The sequence below is a fragment of the Flavilitoribacter nigricans DSM 23189 = NBRC 102662 genome (assembly GCF_002646595.1).
In the GTDB taxonomy this organism is placed as follows: domain Bacteria; phylum Bacteroidota; class Bacteroidia; order Chitinophagales; family Saprospiraceae; genus Flavilitoribacter; species Flavilitoribacter nigricans.
Genome location: NZ_PDUD01000037.1, coordinates 107,294 through 125,926 on the forward strand (window position 1 = coordinate 107,294; position 18,633 = coordinate 125,926).

Below are 18,633 nucleotides of genomic sequence, written 5' to 3' on the forward strand. Positions count from 1 at the left end.
CATTAGAAAATTTTGGAAATGCACCACGAGGCTTCTCCTAAGTCGTGATTTCAAACTCATCGCCAAAAGGGGGATTGTCCAGAATTTTCGCACCGTCTTATCACTCACAATCGAAACTTTTTCAGCAAAAATTTGGATCATGACAAGACATCGAACTCATCTGCAGCAAATTTTATGGCTGTTTTTTGGCTTGTGCGTAACGACTGGCTTGTTCGGCCAGCAGCGCATCAGCGGCCTGGTAACGGATACCGACCGTAATCCGCTCATCGGAGTAAATATCATGGAGGCGGGTACCAATAATGGTACCGTTACTGATTTTGACGGGACCTACGAACTGACCGTCGGGGAGAACGCCAGTCTTACCTTTAGTTATACCGGCTACCAGAGCCAGACGGTCGAAACCCAGGGACGTAGTAGTATTGACCTGCAATTGTCCGAAGGCGCCCTGCTGGATGAAGTAGTGGTGGTCGGCTACGGACGGGAAAAAAAATCTACCCTGACCGGCGCGGTCGCTTCGATCGACAATAAGCAGTTGACCAGCGTTCCCGTGGCCAACTCGGCAAACCTGCTGGCGGGTAGGGTGCCGGGAGTAATGACACGGCAGAATTCCGGACTGCCGGGCTCGGAAAATACGCAGATCCGCATCCGGGGTTATGCCGGAGCACCGCTCGTACTGGTGGATGGTATCCAGGCTTCCTTTGACCGCATTGACCCGAATGACATTGAATCCATTACGGTACTCAAAGATGCCGCTGCGGCTGTCTACGGGGCCCGCGCGGGGAACGGTGTGATCCTGGTGACGACCAAGCGGGGACGGGAAGGCCCGGCCCGCATTACTTACAATGGTAGTTATACCTCAATGTCGGCCTCCAGGCTTTTTCAACAGGTAAATACCACCCAATACGTTGAGTTGGTCCGGGAATCCGATCTGCTGGACGGAGCCGGACTGGATGCCACCTTCTCCGAAGAGGACTTACAGAAATTTGCCAATAAGGAGCGGGGATACGAAGGTGGAGACTGGATCAATGGGCTAATTAAGAACAATGCCCCGATGCACCAGCATAATTTGAGCGTATCCGGTGGTAACGAAGATGTGAAGTATTTTACTTCCTTCGGATACATGGATCAGGAAAGTTACTTCAGATCGAGGGATTATGATTACGGCAGATATAACGCCAGATCAAACATTGACGCCCGGATCAATGACAACCTGAGCTTTAACCTGGACCTTTCCTACCGCTTCGAAAAGACGGAAAGGCCAAGTAATAATATCGACGCCCTAATGGTAGAGCTCGCCACGACCCGCCCGACCTTTCCGACTTCGCTGCCCGATCCGTCGATCGGAGAAGCATTTTCCGGATTTTCCCAGAGAAATCCGATCTCGACCAGTAAGCGTTCCAATGCCGGTTTTTGGGATCGGGATGAGGACGTGATCCAGGGAAGGTTGGGAATTAACTACGATCTGCCGTTCGTTACCGGGCTGTCGGCTAAAGCTGAAGTGGGCCTCACCAGATACAACCGGGCGATAAAGTCCTTTGCAAAGCCTACTGATCTGTACGAATACCAACCGGAAACGGAAACCTATCTGTACCAGGCTACCCAGCGCGGAGTGTCGTCCATCTCGGAAAGCCAGTTCCGGAGAACTCAGTTCTATCCGCTGCTGTCTCTGACCTTCGACCGGACTTTCGGCGATCACGATATCAAGGCATTAGCCCTGTACGAACAGATCACCAGGAAGTTCAGTAATTTCAGTGCCGGCCGACTGGATCTACTGTCCTTTGCCATTCCCGAACTCTTTATCGGCTCCCAGAATAATCAGACCAATAACGGCTTCTCGGGATCGGATATCGGTCGGAAAAGTTATGTGGGTCGACTCAATTATTCGTTTAAGGATAAATACCTTTTTGAAGCTACCTTTCGGGCGGATGGTAACGTGTTGTTCTCCCCGCAAACCAGATGGGGGTATTTCCCCAGTCTCTCTGCCGGTTGGGTGATTTCGGAAGACCTGAATCTGGGAACGGGTAGCACCGTCGACTTTCTGAAATTGCGGGCGTCTTATTCTCAACTGGGAGACGATACCGCTAACGGACTTACTGGTTTTGATTATTTGACGGGATTTGAACTGCAGGATCCGTTCATTCTGGGGGATGGTGTGGCACAACCGACTATCCGGACCAGAGGTCTGGTCAATCCACTGCTCACCTGGGAAGAAATGACGGTTTACAACATCGGCCTGGAAACCCGCCTGTGGAACGGCAAACTGTCACTGGAAACCGAACTGTTTTACCGCAAACGGGAGGGGATAATCGCGCAGAATATCGAAGACGTTCCTTCTACCTTTGGCGCAAATCTACCGGTGGTCAATATCAATAGTCAGGATAATCGGGGTATAGAAATATCCGCCGTTTATCAGGAGCGTATCGGTGATTTCCGCATAGAGCTGGCTCCTAATTTTTCACTGGCCCGTTCCAAATGGCTGGAAGTGAAGAGCCAGGAAGCCTTTGAAGACCCTGATCAAAAGAGACTATTTGAACTGGATGGAAAAAACGTAAACCGCTTTGTCGGCTATGTAGCGGACGGCATCTTTATGTCCCAGCAGGAGATCGACAATCATCCGGTTATTCAGGATGATAATGAGAACCTCACCCTGCGACCGGGCGATATCAGATACAAAGACCTGGATGGCGACGGAATCATTACTTTCCGTGATCAGGACGTGATCGCCTTCGCTACGGGTATCCCGGAAATGGTGTTTGGGATGAACATTGGGATGTCCTACAAAAACTTTCGACTCAGTGCTTTGCTCCAGGGGGCTTCCCGCTTTGCGATCAATATCAGCGGTGCTGCCCGGACCATGTTTAGTAATCAGTCCATTCCGCTGACTTACCACTACGACCTGAGATGGCAGCCGGATCCGAATAATCCGTCCGTTAACATCAATCCCGATGCAGCCTTGCCGGCCGCTTCCCAGTCTCCAAGTTTCAACAACAATCGCAATTCCGACTTCTGGGTGAAGGACGTGACTTACTTTCGACTCAAAAACCTCAACCTTTCCTATTCCTTGCCCAACACGGTACTCGGCAATTCGGGCATCAAGCAGGCCGAGGTGTATGTGGCGGGTGAGAATCTGTTGTTGCTAACTAATCTCGGGATTTACGACCGCTCGTTCGATCCGGAGTTTCAGCCCGGCTCCCCGACCAACCGCCTGCCGATTACCAGATCGGTCGCTTTCGGATTAAGGATTTCATTATGATCAATACAAAAGACAAGCTTACCAATATGAAAAAGTTATTCTTCTTAATACTGGGTTTGGGTACGATCTTTTCCTGCGAAGATCCTTTCGAACTCACACCAACTGATATTATTTCCGAAAACGTTGTTTTCGAGGATGAAGGTCTGGTCAATGCCTATCTCCACGATCTGTACAACAGAACTCAGTTTCACATGACCTCCGGTGGGACCAACATCAATATGGGTTTTATTAATTCCTGGGGGGGAGAACACCGGAATTTCGCCCCCTGGCAGGCCGCCTTCGGCGAGGTGACGAATACACCCTACGACGAAAATGGCGCCCGCCTGCTCGACTACTGGCCTTACGATAATATCAGAGATATCAACGTGCTTATCGGGAACCTGGGAAGATCTACTACCCTCGATCCGGAATTTGTGACCCAAAAGTCGGCCGAAGCCCGCTTCATCCGGGCCTGGGAATACTTCGAAATGGTTAAGCGTTTCGGTGGAGTACCGATCGTCACGGAGGCCCTGGATATCGATGCTTCCGAGTCGGAATTGTTCGTGTCCAGAAACTCCGAAAAAGAAGTATACGATTTCATCGGTTCGGAATTGGATGCGATTGCAGCGATCCTGTCGGAAAGTGCTGAAGAGACCGGTGTGGCGAGCAAGTGGGCCGCCCTGGCCTTAAAAAGTCGGGCGATGCTTTATGCCGCCAGCGTGGCCCGGTTCGGAACCGAACAGCTCAACGGATTACTGGGGTTCCCCTCAGGCGATGCTGTGGGCTACTACCAGCAGTCGATGGCCGCTTCGCGGGAAATTATGGATAACGGCCCCTTTTCACTGTATCAGAAAAATCCGGATAAGGTGCAAAACCTGATCGACCTCTTTTTGGATGAAACGGGCAATCCGGAAGCGATCTTTGTGGAAAAATACGAATTTGAAGCCGGTAAGAGCCATGCTTTCGATATTACCGGTACACCGGCCGGGTTTGGATTCGCCTGGAATTCCAACTATCCGGTCTACCTGGAAACGATGGAGAAATTTGATTTTATCGACGGCGCCTCCGGCAAAATGGACCCAGCGATGTACGACGGCGAAACGCCATTCGATCCCGCCCGCTTCTTTGGGGAACGAGACCCGCGCTTCCGGGCCTGGATCTTTTACCCGGAGTCGACCTTCAAAGGTCAACCGGTATATTTTCACACCAGTACCCAATACACCGATCCGGCGGACGGCACCCGAAAAACTACCTCTAAACAATCGGGCTTCATCATTCCCGGTTCGGACGGTTTTCCCGGGGCCTGTCATCCCCGACATGCTTACGCCGGCGGTAATAATCCGACAGGACTGTTACGCCGAAAGCACATCAATCCCGCCACGCCCGATGCCACGGCTTCAAGTACGGACTGGATCATCATCCGCTTAGCCGAAATTTTACTCAACTATGCAGAGGCTGCCTTCTATCTGGGAGACCCCAACGGCGATATGGCCGATGTGTTCAATCAGGTCAGAGACCGGGCGGGCATGCCGAGCTTATCCGTGGAGGAGATTACCGAGGATAAGATCCGTCAGGAAAGACAGGTGGAGCTGGCTTTTGAAGAGCACGTATTCTGGGATCTGAGAAGATGGCGCATTGCCGTGGAGGAACTGGATAATAAACCGCGTCATAAAACAACCTGGATCAAGGACTACGATACGGGCATGTACTATCTGAATATGGAACACGGTGACAAGGGAAGGGTGCGCCTTCATCCGGAACGCAATTATTACTATGCACTGGGTTTGGGCCGCATCGCGGATAATCCTAATCTGGTGGAGAACCCCGGTTACTAGCCTCTCCGTTAAAGAAAATACCTACACGGCGAGACAAAATGACCAACTGTAAATCCGGGTACGGGGAGGCCGAAAGATCAATCGGTCTCCCCCCATGCCCGATCGCCTGCTTACTTCACATGAATTTAAACCGTGATCTATGAGATTCTATTTGGGCTGGTGTCTGATCTATGCCCTGAATATCTCCCTGCCGGCTCAATCCGAAAGTAGTCGTTCCGAGGTGAGCATCAGTGGCGAATTAAAGAAATGGCACAAAGTCACACTTAGCTTTGCCGGACCCGAAACGGATGAAATGCATACCTACAATCCGTTCCTGAACTACCGGCTGAATGTCGTTTTCCGCTACGGCCCAAAAACTTATATCGTTCCGGGATACTTTGCCGGAGACGGTCGGGCCGGCGAGACGTCGGCTACCGGGGGGGATCAATGGCGGGTCCACTTTGCACCGGATGAAACAGGGACATGGGAATACGAAGTTTTCTTCCGAAAAGGCCCCAATGTAGCCGTATCGAAGGAGCAGTTGCCGGGTATCAGCGGTGGCTTTATGGATGGATTAAGGGGGCAGTTTACCGTTGCCGATACCGATAAACGGGGCCGGGATCTTCGGGGGAAAGGTCGTTTGCAATTCGTGCACCAGACCTATTTGCAATTTGCCGAAACCGGCGAATATTTCCTCAAGGCCGGAGTGGACGCTCCCGAGAACCTGTTGGCTTACGCCGATTTCGACGGAAATTTCAAGACGGACGGTCACCGGGATGACTTTATAAAAAAATGGGAAGCACACGTAGCCGACTGGCGGGAGGGAGATCCCAGCTGGCAGAACGGTAAGGGCAAGGGCCTGATCGGCGGGATCAATTACCTGGCGGAAAAGGGCCTCAATGCTTTCTCTTTTCTCACCCTGAATATCGCCGGGGATGATCGCAATGTTTTTCCCTATGTTCATTACGACAACTACGAGCGGATGGATATCTCTAAACTGGATCAATGGGAGATTATCTTTGAACATGCCGATCAATTGGGACACTTTCTACATTTTAAAACTTCCGAGGCGGAAAACCAGGGCTTGCTGGATAACGGCGATCTGGGACCGCAACGCAAGCTGTACTATCGCGAACTGATCGCCCGCTTCGGTCACCACCTGGCCCTCAACTGGAATATCGGCGAAGAGAACGGTCGCTGGATGAAGGAAGATGTGACACCCTGGCAAACCACTACCCAACGACTGGCCTGTGCCCGCTTTTTCTACGATAATGATCCGTACCGGCACCACGTCGTGATCCACAATGGACAGGCATTTTATGATCTGCTCGGGCCGGAATCAAAATATACGGGACTATCGATTCAAACCAACCGGGAGGATTTTGCCAATGTACACGGCAGTGTGCTGCGGTGGCGTAACCTGGCAAAAGCGGCCAAAAAGGTTTGGGCCAATGCCGTGGACGAACCCGGTGATCACCGGTACTCGCTGGTGCCCGACAAGATCAATCCGCAACACGACAATGCCCGGCAAAATGCACTTTGGGGAGCCTTGATGGCCGGCGCCTGGGGCATCGAATGGTACTTCGGTTACGAACATGAGCACTCCGACCTGACTTGCGAAGACTGGCGCAGCCGGGATAAAATGTGGGATCAGTGCGTGTATGCGCTGTCGTTTTTTGGAGACAACGGGATCCCTTACTGGAAGATGGAGCCGAACGATCTACTAACCGCAAACGATGATTTTGTATTGGCTGCCGGCACCGAGGAACTGGTCGTTTTTCAAAAAATGGGAACAAAGCAGAAGACGATCATCCCGGAATTATCCGGTACCTACATGATCCGCTGGTTTAATCCCCGAAATGGTCGGTTCATCGGATCGCCGCAGCAAATCACCGCCGCCGGTAGCCTGGATCCCGGATGGCCGCCGACAGAGCGGAAGCAGGATTGGGTACTGTGGATAAAAAGACAACCATGAAAAACCAGTCTCGAATATCCAATGCAGTGGAGCAAATCAGGAAAGTTGGATGGATTGGCCCGCTGGTAATACTTTCCCTGCTTAGCTGCACCTTGAAATCGGCATCCGAAAGGCCACCCAACGTCATTTTAGTGCTGACCGACGATCAGGGGATCGGCGATCTGGGATGCCACGGGAATCCCTGGTTAAAAACGCCGAATCTGGATGCTTTTTATGCCGACGCGATCCGCCTGACGAATTTCCATGTGAGCCCACTCTGCACCCCCACCCGGGCTGCTCTCATGACCGGCCGCTATCCCATCCGAAATGGTACCTGGGCGACTTATAAGGGGCGCGATGCGCTCGCCGAGGGCATTACAACGATCGCTGAGATCTTTCAGCGCAATGGTTACGCCACCGGGATTTTCGGTAAATGGCATCTCGGTGATAATTACCCGGTTCGGCCTACAGATAAGGGCTTCGGGCGGGCAATCCACCACAAAGCCGGTGGGGTGGGCGAGTTGTCCGACTATTGGGGAAACAGCTATTTCGATGACGTCTACTATGTAGATAATGAGCCGCAGTCCTTTGTGGGATACTGTACGGATGTCTGGTTCCGGGAAGCCATGAAGTTTATGGAAGCAAAAAAAGAGGAACCCTTCTTTGTGTATTTGCCTACCAATGCTCCGCACGATCCTTTCATCGTAGCGGAAAACTACGCTGCGCCCTACGCACCACTCGAAGGAAACCAAATTCCCAGTGCAGACTTTTACGGCATGATCGCCAATATTGATGAAAATTTTGGCAAACTCGGGCAATTTCTCCGGGATCAGGAACTGCTGGACAATACCATCCTGATCTTTATGACGGATAATGGTTCCAGTGGCGGCATGAGTCGGGACGGCGAACTGGGATATAATCAGGGCTTTCGCGGCCGGAAAGGGGATGCAACCGACGGCGGGCATCGTGTACCGTTCTTCATTCGCTGGCCGGACGGGAATATTCGGGGAGGACTCGACATCGGCGAACTCAGTGCCCATATCGACCTCTACCCTACCCTGGCTGCTTTGTGCCGGCTAGATCTGCCGGATACCGGGCAACTGGACGGCCTTGATCTTTCCTCCCTGCTGCTGCGTAATACGGAACGTTTGCCGGATAGAACGGTTTTTGTTCACCATCGTCAGGATTGGCGGCCTCCTCTGGCGACAGAACAGACCTGCCTGATGCGGGATCAATGGCGGCTGATCAATGGCCGCGAGCTCTACGACGTAGAACGGGATCGCCATCAGGATACCGACCGGGCGGAGGATTTTCCGGTAATGGTCCGGTCCATTTTACAGGATAATGACCGTTTTATTAGTACCAGCATGCGGCAACCGACTTACCGCGAAATGCCCGTGACCGTGATTGGCAATGAGCACCAGCCGGAGGTAAAGCTTACCATTCAGCATGCCATTGGCGAAGGGAAAGGCATTTGGAAAGCCCAACAGGTGGCCGAAGGCCTGAAAAATCCAAATAATACCCATGCGCTGCGTGTTGACCGGGCCGGATGGTATAAAATCGCCTGCCGACGCTGGCCGAAGGAATGTCCCGGGCCCTTGCACGGCGTTCCGGACAAAAATCCCAAGGGACTGTTCGATTACCGGATCATTAAGCCGGAAAAGGCCAGGATCAGTATTGCCAATCAGTTGCACGAACAGATCATATTGGGGAGGGAGGAGGCTGCTGTCTTCACTGTATACCTGGAGGAAGGAAAAACCTTACTCGTAAATGACTTCGTTGAAGGCCGGGAGCAATATGGCGTGTATTACACTTATATCCGCTTTTTGGAAACCGGTCCGGAACATCCCTGATTTGGACGCTATACTCCGGAGGCTCAAATTTTTTATCATAAATTCCCGGCCAGATAAATCAAACTCTTCCAACTATTAACCCTTAGAATTCGACAACTTATGCTGATCATCGACCTGAAGATCCAAAGTGAAAAATGGCTGGATGCCGGCCGGACAGGGCTTTACCTGTTACCTCTTTTGCTTACGCTGTTAATCGCCGGGTGTACGGTCAATACCGAAAAAAGTACATCCTCGCAACCGGAGGAAAACGCAATCGAAAATACAGGTTTCCCCTTCCGATTGCCGGATGAAAGACCGCAGCGAAAACTGAGCGCAGCGCTGGAACGGAACTATACCCGGTATATGGCTCCCCGGCCGGAGGATAATGAGCTGTATTCCCAGTTTAAGTATACTGAATTAAAAGGTTTCGACTACCACGGCCACGACGGCACGGTTTCGCGCCGCGATCCGTCTAAGGTGATCTTTGCCAATGGGAAGTATTATGTGTGGTACACCTACCGGCATACCCCTACCCCCCCGAAAGGGGCCGAACTGAGCAACGATAGTATTCCTTCCCGGGATTGGGATCTGGCCGAGATCTGGTACGCTACCAGCGAGGACGGCTTTACCTGGGAAGAACAGGGAGTTGCTGTCGCCCGTCCGCCCAAGCCCCAGGTGGGATGGCGCTCGGTAAGTACCGCTGATATTCTGGTTTGGGAAGGTAAATACTACCTCTATTACCAGGGATTCCTGGAAGCCAGCGGCAAACGCGGCGATGACTGCCCGGTGGCCGTATCCTACGCCGATTCGCCGGATGGCCCCTGGACACCTTACCAACAGGTGGTGATCCCCAACGGCGCGGTCGGTGAGTGGGATCAGTACTCTATCCACGATCCTCATCCGTTTGTTTATAAGGGCAAGATCTATCTGTATTACAAGTCTGATTTTGACGGAGATCCCCGTTTGGTACGGATGCAGGGACTGGCCGTGGCCAATGATCCGTTGGGCCCTTTCGAGAAACATCCGTTGAATCCAGTCATCAATTCCGGCCACGAAACCTCGCTGTTTCCCTTTAAAGAAGGCATGGCGGCTATGGTGACCAGAGACGGGAATGAACACCATACGATCCAGTACGCTGCGGATGGTGTGAATTTCGAGATCGCATCGATTGTTTCCCTCCTGCCGACCGCCGCCGGGTCTTTTGTGCCGGATGCCTTTACCGATTCCAACGACGGACGCGGTATCACCTGGGGCCTTTCCCATTTTACCAACGTCACTACCTGGGCGGAAAACCATTCGGTACTCACCCGTTTTGATTGTGACCTGAGCCTGGATGTAGATGACTATGACATGAAAAAACATAATGAATATTACAAACCTGAATTTTACTACCAGCATGCGCTGAATACCAGTCAACTGGAACGGATCGCAAAGACTAACCAGTTGCTGCTGGACCAATCGGAATAGGGTTAGTTCGGCTCCGGTTTATGGGATTATTGGTGCTCCGGGTTTTCTTAGTTGATTTGTGTGGGTAGAGGACTATCTTATGTGACATTGGACGTGATCATGAATTAGGATGTATTAAAAGAAAGTTTTATTTCGCACATTGGGAATACTCCAAAAAGCGAATATGTAGCTAATTTTAGATCCCCTTACCAGGGAAAGATCGATCCGAACCACATCACGCTGCGTCGGGTCATAATAGAACATACCTTATAGGCTGTGAACCATTTGTAGTATATTCCACTCCGATTATTCGCCATTTTTACGCAATTACCACCCTAAAATTGCTAACATGGTACCGTATACTAGTTCTGGCTTTTCGCTTTTGCTCATACTTCTGGGATCGTGTGCACTGGTCTCCTGTTCAAACGAGACGAAGACCGCAGCAGCACCCCAACCTCCCAATATCGTTTTCATCATGTCCGATGATCACGCGTACAATGCAGTTGGTGCTTACGGCAGTCGTTTGGCCGCAGTTAATCCAACACCGGTGCTGGACGAACTCGCCGCCAGCGGCCTGTTATTCACCAATGTTTTCTGTACCAATTCCATTTGCACCCCCAGTCGGGCCAACATCCTTACCGGTCAGTACAGTCAGACTAACGGCGTTTTAGACCTCGACGGTCGCTTACCGGTTGAAAAGCAATACCTGCCGCAGGAATTGAAAAAACTCGGTTACCAGACGGCTATGGTCGGTAAATGGCACCTGAAGGAAGCGCCCGATGCCTTCGATTATTACAATGTATTGCCGGGCCAGGGAAAGTACTTTGATCCGATCCTCTACACCCGGGAAGAAGGGCAGCGCGTAGATACCCTACGCTTTGGCCAGGGCCTGCGCCGGGCAGTCAACATTACGCAATACACCGGCCATTCTTCGGATGTGATCACGGACATCACGCTCGACTGGCTGGATAACAAACGGAAAAAAGATCAGCCTTTTTTCCTGATGCATCACTACAAAGCTCCCCACGATGATTTTGAGTTTGCCTCCCGTTACGAAGATTATCTTTCGGAAGTGCATATTCCAGAACCCGCTTCTCTATACGACCAGCCGAATTTCGGTTCCGCTGCGCTATTCGGCGAAAATGGCGAACTGGTACACCGCATCGGCACTTCGGTTTCGGACCGGCACCGGTACCGTTCCTATACCCAACAGTACGGTATTGAGGCCGAACCCCGGGATTCTGCTACTTCCCTGGCCTATCAGGAATACCTGAAAAGGTACTTACGCTGTGTGAAAGGCGTAGACGATAATTTGAAACGACTGTTCGATTATCTGAAAGCCAATGACCTTTGGGAGAATACGATCATCGTGTACACCGCGGATCAGGGTATGATGCTCGGTGAGCACGACTATATGGACAAGCGCTGGATGTACGAGGAGTCCATGCGGATGCCCTTTATCGTACATTACCCGGCTCTCGTAGGTGAGGGCGACCGCTCGGATCGCCTGATCAACAATACGGATTTCGCTCCCACTCTGATTGAACTGGCCGGTGGATCCGTGCCGGATTACATGCAGGGAAAAAGCTTTGCCGATGTAGTGCGGGGCGAAGAAGCCACGAACGCCCGCACTGCAACCTATTATCGCTACTGGATGCACCTGGTGCATCACGACGTGCCGGCCCATTTTGGCATTCGGACGGATGATTACAAATTGATCTACTATTACAGTGAGCATTACGATACCACCAAATACGGGCAGAAGACCATGATGTGGATGGATGAGTCCTTTCCGATTGAATCAACGCCCAAAGCCTGGGAACTGTACGATCTGAAGAAAGATCCCCGGGAACTGGTAAATCGTTACGAGGACCCGGCTTACCGGGAAATAGTGGATGATCTTAAAGCAAAACTGATCAGCATGCGGGAGGAACTGCAGGAAGGGGATGTCGCGTATCCGCATCTCGGGCAGGTGATCGAAAAATATTGGTAAATACCGGCCCCGTTAGTAAGCTATATCAGGCCTGCCGGATCCCGACCGGGACCGGCAGGCTCAATCGAATCACTCCATCTCTATCTTTACGACCGTGGCGGTCTCATTCATTGGCGCCTCGGGAAGGACAACGTAATTATCGTGATCGTCGAAAGCAAATTCCAGTTCCTCATCAATGCCCAGCACACTTACTCTTTTAACGGGGTATTTCGGCGGGTAAGCGATTGATTTCAAACTTTTCAGCACTACCTTCTGTCCTGGTTTCGGGGCTCCCAGAAAAATAGCGTATATGGTTTTCTGATCCTTGGATTCGGTAAAGCGCACATCGGTCGCTGAGTATTTCACCGTCGCTGATTGCCCCCCGAAATGGCCTTCATCAGCTTTGGCAGTACCGTAGCCGTATTCCAGGCGGGGCCGGGTATCGTAGATGGCTTCGCCGTAAGTATGTAGCCATTTTCCCATCGCGCGCAGCACCTGTTTCTGCGCTTCCGGGATAGATCCGTCTGCTTTTGGCGATATGTTGAGCAACACGATCCCGTTTTTACTGACCACGTCGATAAAATTCCGGATAACCAGGGCCGGGTCCTTATAGGTCTGACCGTCTACATAACTCCAGGATTGATTACTCAGGGTAATATCCGTCAACCAAACGCGCTCCGATACGTCTTTCTTCCCACCCTGCTCAATATCGAGAATGCTGACCTCTATGGGCAGATCATCTTTTTTGTGGGCGATTACTACTTCCTGTCCCCGTTCCCGGGCATGATTGAGGTAATAAGCACAAAATTCCTGCCGGTAATTTTCGGGGATTAGGTTCAGCCACACATCGAACCAAATGATATCCGGGTTGTACTGGTCAATCACCTCCTTCAACTGCCCAAACCAATAGGGGTTCCAGTCCTCCTCCGGTACATTGCCGTAGAGCCAGCGTAGCGGCTCCTCCGTACTGGAGGTGGCCCAGTCCGGATGGTAGGGAAAATGACTGGACCAACCGTTCCAGTGTGCAGTATCAGCCGCATTACGCTGGAGATTACGGGCGTGGTGAAAACTGGTGATCAGCTTCATACCCCGATCGCGTAGGGCGGTTGCCATCTCCCCGGTAATATCTCTCTTCGGTCCCATGTCGACTGCATTCCAGGGATTGAGATCGCTGTCCCACATGGCAAAGCCGTCGTGGTGCTGGGCGACGGGACCACCCCAGCGGGCTCCGGCTTCCTGCATCAAATCGGCCCAGGCTGCTGCGTCGAAGTGCTCACCCGTAAATTCCGGGATCAGATCGTGGTAACCAACCTCGCTCTGGTCTCCAAAAGTAGCCTGGTGGTGTTGGTATTCCTTGCTGCCCTGTATATACATATTCCGCGGATACCATTCGCTTCCAAAAGCGGGAACGGTATAGGGCCCCCAGTGAAAGTAGATACCTAATTTAGAGTCGGCAAACCACTCCGGGCTTTCGTTGTATTTTTCCAGTGACTCCCAGTCGGCCGTAAAGACTCCGGAACCGGAAGTCGCGTCGGTGGTAGTATCCCGTTCGGAGGCGCGGACATCTGCACATCGGTATAATGTAGTGGTGGCGGCAAACAGCAGCAGCCAAAAATAGGATCGCATCATGTTTGTTGGTTTAATTGTTATTGATCGGACCATTAACTTTAAACGGTTCGCCCGATAGCTAATCGGTCCGGCTTTTTAGTAATGGATAATTCCCAGTGAATCCGGTGAAATCCGATTCTTATCTATCCATTTTACAAAGGTGACGGTTAAGCACATCAGACAGGGCGACGTATGATTTGGATCCTAATACAAATGGTTCCGGTTGAACTGAGTAGAATGGATCAGACAATACCGGTCATACCGGCGGCCAAAAGATGACGCACGGATAGTAGCTTATTGTAAAGGATCGGCAGGTGTACGGTAATACTGCGGTTGACGAGGAAAAGAAGGAAAGTCGGCGCTGAATACCCGATCCGCTGTAGCGAATTTCTGGTATCATTATTTGTCGCTATACTATTTAGATGATGAGCCAAAATTAGTACATTAGCAGGTGCGCTGCCAGTAATGAGGTCGCTTCAACATCCCTGTTGCCAAAATCCCTGCTTTAGGGCCCGGTGATAAGGGGGCCGTACCGTCTCTGGTTTCGGCGGATCCAGTGATCCTTTCACTTTCTCCCCCTAATTTGGAAGTCGCCGGGCGCTTCTTAGTTTCGGTATGCTGCACCAAAGCAAACTACCGTAAAAGTAATGCTCAACCGTGTTGCGTGAAACAGATCAAGATCATAATTAGCTTTCTTCTATTGTCGATTTCGCAGAGTGCCTGGTCTCAGGCACCCGACATTTTTGCGAATGCCTTCACGGAGGAAATGACCGCCCGGGAGAGATTTTCGATCTATCTGGACTCTATTGATAAATACGTTTACGGCAATCTGGAAATCACCCAACTGGCTTTGGATGAATGCCGGAAAATACTCGATCAGAAACAGGCTATTCCCGACTCCACCGTCTTTAAGTACATCCTCTATTCTATTTACTTTGAGTACAGTAAGGCTAGCCCTTTAGGCGCTTTCCAGATAATCGTCGATAGCGAATCTATTCGAAATAGCGAGGGCATTACCGATTCCCAGATCAGGACTTTTAACTACCTCGAAAGTTTTACCTACATGTCACTGGGTGATCTGGAAGCTGCTCAGAATGCGTACTACGAAGGGATCGAACTGGGGAAAGCGGCTAAGGACACCGGTTCCGTGGTCAGCAACCTGTATTCCCTGGGGCAACTGTTCGATCAGGAAGGCTATTTCGAAGAGGCGATCCACTGCTATCAGCAGGTTGTTGATTACAGTAAAGTCTATGCAATAAGGCCGGCTACGCTGGCCCTAACCTACAACGAATTGGTGGAAACTTACACCGATATGAAAGTTTACGATCAGGCATTGCTGGCCCTGCGGGAAGCTTTCGGGATTATGGATGCCCATGAGCTGAACATACTGAGATCCGACGCTTTGTTGTTGGAGGGGAATATTTACCTGGCCCAGGGTAAACTCGATGCTGCCGATACTATTTATAATAAGCTCATCACCTTTAATACTACTGCGGAAGATCACAATAATATTGCTAATACCCAGAAGTTTCTCGCCGATCTCTATCGGGCAAAAAAGAGGTACCCCGAGGCGATCGAGGTATATGAGGGTATTCTCCAGCGTACGGATTCGACTGATTTAGATCGGCAGATCGAAACCTATGCCAATATGTACGAAGTGTACGGAGAGCTGGGAGATTTTGCAGCGGCCTACAGGTATGTACTACAACACAATGAAGTGAAGGACCAAAAAGATGAGGATATTAAAAGACAGAAGACCGCTTATTTAAAAGTAAGGTACGATTACGAACAAAAAGAAAGAGATAACGCTATTCTCGCGGCAGAGATCGCAAGCAACCGGGCAGAACGGAAGTTGCTTTACGGAGGCATAGTCCTGTCATCATTATTCATACTCGTGCTTTTCGGGTTTTTTTACCAGAAGAGCAGATACAGCAAAAGGCTGGAAAAGGAAGTTGCCATCCGCACCGCCAAACTGCAAAGTGCCAACGAATTGCTGGATAGATCCAATCAGGAACTGGAGGAGTTCAACCGGATCTTATCCCATGACCTAAAAGAACCCCTGCGGAGCATTGTCGGATTCAGCCAACTGGCCGGCAGAAATATTGCCAACCCCGACCAGGCGCTACAGTATCTTGATTTCGTGCTTAGGGGTGGCCGGCAGTTGGAGCGCCTTATTGCCGACGTAAACCTGTTCCAGACGGCCCATTTGATTATTGATCCCACGCGATCCGTTATCGAAGTTCTGGGCTTTCTGGAGGAGATTTTTTCAGAGGTTCAAACGAACTATCCGGACAAGAAGCTTGAACTGACCTGCGCTACAGATGATTCTATCCTGGCCCCTCCGGAACTGTTGAGACCAATTTTCCGAAGTGTCATGAATAATGCAGTACAGTACAATCAACAGGAGATTATAACGATCAAGGTCAGTTACCGGTTAGACGCTCCAATGCACGTTTTTGAGATCGAGGATAACGGTATCGGTATCGCGCCAAAATACCATGCGCAGATCTTTGAAATGTTCCGGAGATTGAACAGTCGATCGGAACAGGGAGGATCCGGCCTGGGACTAAGTATCGCCCGACGGCTGATCGAAAAAATTGACGGAGATATCTCGGTGCTTCGCTCCGGGGAAAATGAAGGCAGTACTTTCCGGATCCGTTTTAAGCAGGAAGCTTGAATATTCCCGACTGTCGAATGAGCAAACAGCCAGGTGATCAGGCACCCGTTCGGTTCTATTGCTGCAAATAGAGAACGTGAGCCGCCGTGCCGGCAACTCACGTTCTCCAGACTAAAACGAGGAAATTCCGGCTTAAAATTTCCCGTTCTCATTTTGCCATTCCGTGCGGGGAGGAATGCTCTGGATCACATCCCAGTGCTCTACGATCTTTCCGGCTTCCACCCGAAACAGGTCGTAATAGGCGACATGGTCTCCCTGGCCAAATTTACCTTCGCTTACGGTGAGTACGAAGTTTCCTTCGCCCAGCACCAAATGGGTCTTGTCGTATTCAAGGACCAGTCCGTTCTCCGCAAAGTATTCCAGCGCGGCTCCCAGTCCGTCCAACCCATCGGCGATCTGTGAATTGTGCTGGATGTATTTTTCCGGGTTGATGTAATCCGTGATCTTGTTGGTTTCACCGTTCTTCAGCACATCATTCACAAAGGCCCGGACAAGTGCTTTATTCGCGGCTGTTTTATCAAGATCAGTAATTTCCGTTGCACCGTCGAACTGGGTTCTCCCACTGGGGTTGGGAGCGGTGATCTCACTCAGGTTGTCCCAGTGCTCGACGATCTTACCCTCTTCAAAGCGGAAAATGTCGAATGCGGCCTTGGGACCGAAAAAATCATACTTGACGTGGAGAAAAACGTAGTTTTCATCTTCGAAAGCTCTGATAACTTCGGCTTTGAACCCATCCTCCGGAGCATTGGCCAGAACCTTGCCGAAGCCGGCCAGACCATCTTCAACGGCCAGATTGTGCTGGATGTATTTTTCCGGATTGATATAGCCTGCCGGTTCCTGCGCCCCGGTTTCCAGGCTTTCGATCAATGCTACAGCTTTCTGTTTCTTGCTTAATTCCATGCTTGTGGCTTTTGTGGTTGCAGCCGGATTTGCCTGACACCCGATCATTAGGAGTACCAGCACAAATGGACTGAAAATTGATAATGACTTCATCTTGGTAGTTATGGTGAATGTTACGCTGCAAAGATGAAGCATTGGAGGCCCCCTAATGGATATCCGAAAAAGCCTAAAGACTGTAAAAATGGGAAAGTACTCAGAAACTGCTCCGGAATTGTTCCGGGGTAAGGCCGGTTTGCCGTTTGAAATATTTATAAAAATTAGTGGATTCGTCGAAACCGGATTCGAAAGCGATCTCCTTAACGGTGAGTTCTGTATTGATCAGTAAACGCTTGATCTGTTTGGTGTGAATATCATCAATAAATTGTTTGGCGGATTTGTTGATGATGTTTCGGGTGATGGTATTCAGCGTTCTGGTGCTCACGCCCAGTACTTTAGCATATTCCTGTACCTGACTGTAAGTAGTTGCCTGTTGCTCCACCAGATTCTGCAGATCAATGAATTGACGTAGATATTTGCGATTGGCTACAATCTGGTTTTTGTGCGACTTGATGCGAAAGAGTTTTGCCAACAGGATGTGTAGTTCACTCCTGATAATGCCCAGAGAGTATTCATCGTTTACCGTAAAATATTCCGATTCGATCCTCTGGATCAGATGAAGTACCGCATCCAGTTCGCCGGAGTCTAGCTGTATTTTTGGCACTCCCAACAATTCGTTGAACAGTTGCAGAGATTTCAGGGCCTCCAGCGCTTCCAGGTAACTAATCAGAAATTCATCCGTGAAAAGCAGCAGCGTGCCCCGTACCCCCTCGACCGTATGAAAACGATGGATCTGATCCTTCCGGATCGTGATAAGCGTGCCTTTCTCGTAAGGGTAATCCACGAAGTCGATGGTATGCCCGCCCCGACCCCGTTCCACCAGGATAATAATGTAGAACTCGACCCGATGCAGTTGCTGGGGCGAATGGCCGGTATATTCGCGACTGAGCAGATCTTCCAACCTGATCAGATCGAATCCGGCCTGTGGATTTTGGCGATTCTGGAATTTGATATGGATTGGATCCTCGATCATGGTGTTCTTAATTTGGTTTTGGGCTGGTTTTGCGGCAATTGAGGGCCACGAAATAAACAACAGATACGGGAATTGAACTATTCACCAACGGGTAGAATTTTGATCAGATCCTCAAATGGGGAAAATTCC

The 18,633-nt window shown here is 50.7% G+C and carries 10 protein-coding genes; 7 read left to right on the forward strand and 3 right to left on the reverse strand.

Annotated elements, in window-relative coordinates; translation table 11 throughout:
- Positions 1-139 precede the first annotated feature (139 nt).
- From CRP01_RS30700 to CRP01_RS30725, 6 genes are all read left to right on the forward strand, one after another.
- On the forward strand, positions 140-3,253 hold the full coding sequence (locus CRP01_RS30700; protein ID WP_099153901.1) for a SusC/RagA family TonB-linked outer membrane protein: 3,114 nt from the start codon (positions 140-142) through the stop codon (positions 3,251-3,253).
- 26 nt (positions 3,254-3,279) lie between these two features.
- Positions 3,280-5,067 (forward strand): RagB/SusD family nutrient uptake outer membrane protein, encoded by a 1,788-nt coding sequence (locus CRP01_RS30705; RefSeq protein WP_170110611.1) that lies wholly within the window; start codon positions 3,280-3,282, stop codon positions 5,065-5,067.
- A 139-nt stretch (positions 5,068-5,206) separates the two neighbouring features.
- Positions 5,207-7,021: a DUF5060 domain-containing protein gene (locus tag CRP01_RS30710; protein WP_099153903.1), complete on the forward strand. Its 1,815-nt coding sequence runs from the start codon at positions 5,207-5,209 to the stop codon at positions 7,019-7,021.
- Entirely contained in the window at positions 7,018-8,853 is a 1,836-nt protein-coding gene (locus CRP01_RS30715; RefSeq protein ID WP_099153904.1) for an arylsulfatase, read from the forward strand. Before CRP01_RS30710 ends, CRP01_RS30715 begins: the two co-directional genes overlap by 4 nt.
- 99 nt (positions 8,854-8,952) lie before the next feature.
- Entirely contained in the window at positions 8,953-10,299 is a 1,347-nt protein-coding gene (locus CRP01_RS30720; protein ID WP_099153905.1) for a glycoside hydrolase family 117 protein, read from the forward strand.
- Between the two features lie 328 nt (positions 10,300-10,627).
- Positions 10,628-12,271 (forward strand): sulfatase family protein, encoded by a 1,644-nt coding sequence (locus CRP01_RS30725; protein ID WP_099153906.1) that lies wholly within the window; start codon positions 10,628-10,630, stop codon positions 12,269-12,271.
- A 69-nt stretch (positions 12,272-12,340) separates the two neighbouring features.
- On the opposite strand, the gene CRP01_RS30730 is transcribed toward CRP01_RS30725, so the two are convergent.
- The gene (locus CRP01_RS30730; RefSeq protein ID WP_233752798.1) at positions 12,341-13,879 is read right to left on the reverse strand and encodes an alpha-L-fucosidase; all 1,539 of its coding nucleotides are present in this window, start codon (positions 13,877-13,879) and stop codon (positions 12,341-12,343) included.
- 643 nt (positions 13,880-14,522) lie between these two features.
- Here CRP01_RS30730 and CRP01_RS30735 point away from each other — a divergent pair.
- The gene (locus CRP01_RS30735) at positions 14,523-16,535 is read left to right on the forward strand and encodes a sensor histidine kinase (RefSeq protein WP_143473597.1); all 2,013 of its coding nucleotides are present in this window, start codon (positions 14,523-14,525) and stop codon (positions 16,533-16,535) included.
- Positions 16,536-16,667: 132 nt separating this feature from the next.
- On the opposite strand, the gene CRP01_RS30740 is transcribed toward CRP01_RS30735, so the two are convergent.
- The gene (locus CRP01_RS30740) at positions 16,668-17,483 is read right to left on the reverse strand and encodes a nuclear transport factor 2 family protein (RefSeq protein WP_394337778.1); all 816 of its coding nucleotides are present in this window, start codon (positions 17,481-17,483) and stop codon (positions 16,668-16,670) included.
- A 145-nt stretch (positions 17,484-17,628) separates the two neighbouring features.
- On the reverse strand, positions 17,629-18,504 hold the full coding sequence (locus tag CRP01_RS30745; protein WP_099153909.1) for an AraC family transcriptional regulator: 876 nt from the start codon (positions 18,502-18,504) through the stop codon (positions 17,629-17,631).
- Between the last annotated feature and the right edge of the window lie 129 nt (positions 18,505-18,633).

What these genes read in the sequence shown, in the direction of transcription:
- CRP01_RS30740 (WP_394337778.1), bottom strand. Translation starts at nt 17,483, where the DNA reads ATGATCGGGTGTCAGGCAAATCCGGCTGCAACCACAAAAGCCACAAGC.
- CRP01_RS30745 (WP_099153909.1), bottom strand. Translation starts at nt 18,504, where the DNA reads ATGATCGAGGATCCAATCCATATCAAATTCCAGAATCGCCAAAATCCA.
- CRP01_RS30730 (WP_233752798.1), bottom strand. Translation starts at nt 13,879, where the DNA reads ATGATGCGATCCTATTTTTGGCTGCTGCTGTTTGCCGCCACCACTACA.
- CRP01_RS30710 (WP_099153903.1), top strand. Translation starts at nt 5,207, where the DNA reads ATGAGATTCTATTTGGGCTGGTGTCTGATCTATGCCCTGAATATCTCC.
- CRP01_RS30720 (WP_099153905.1), top strand. Translation starts at nt 8,953, where the DNA reads ATGCTGATCATCGACCTGAAGATCCAAAGTGAAAAATGGCTGGATGCC.
- CRP01_RS30705 (WP_170110611.1), top strand. Translation starts at nt 3,280, where the DNA reads ATGAAAAAGTTATTCTTCTTAATACTGGGTTTGGGTACGATCTTTTCC.
- CRP01_RS30700 (WP_099153901.1), top strand. Translation starts at nt 140, where the DNA reads ATGACAAGACATCGAACTCATCTGCAGCAAATTTTATGGCTGTTTTTT.
- CRP01_RS30725 (WP_099153906.1), top strand. Translation starts at nt 10,628, where the DNA reads ATGGTACCGTATACTAGTTCTGGCTTTTCGCTTTTGCTCATACTTCTG.
- CRP01_RS30715 (WP_099153904.1), top strand. Translation starts at nt 7,018, where the DNA reads ATGAAAAACCAGTCTCGAATATCCAATGCAGTGGAGCAAATCAGGAAA.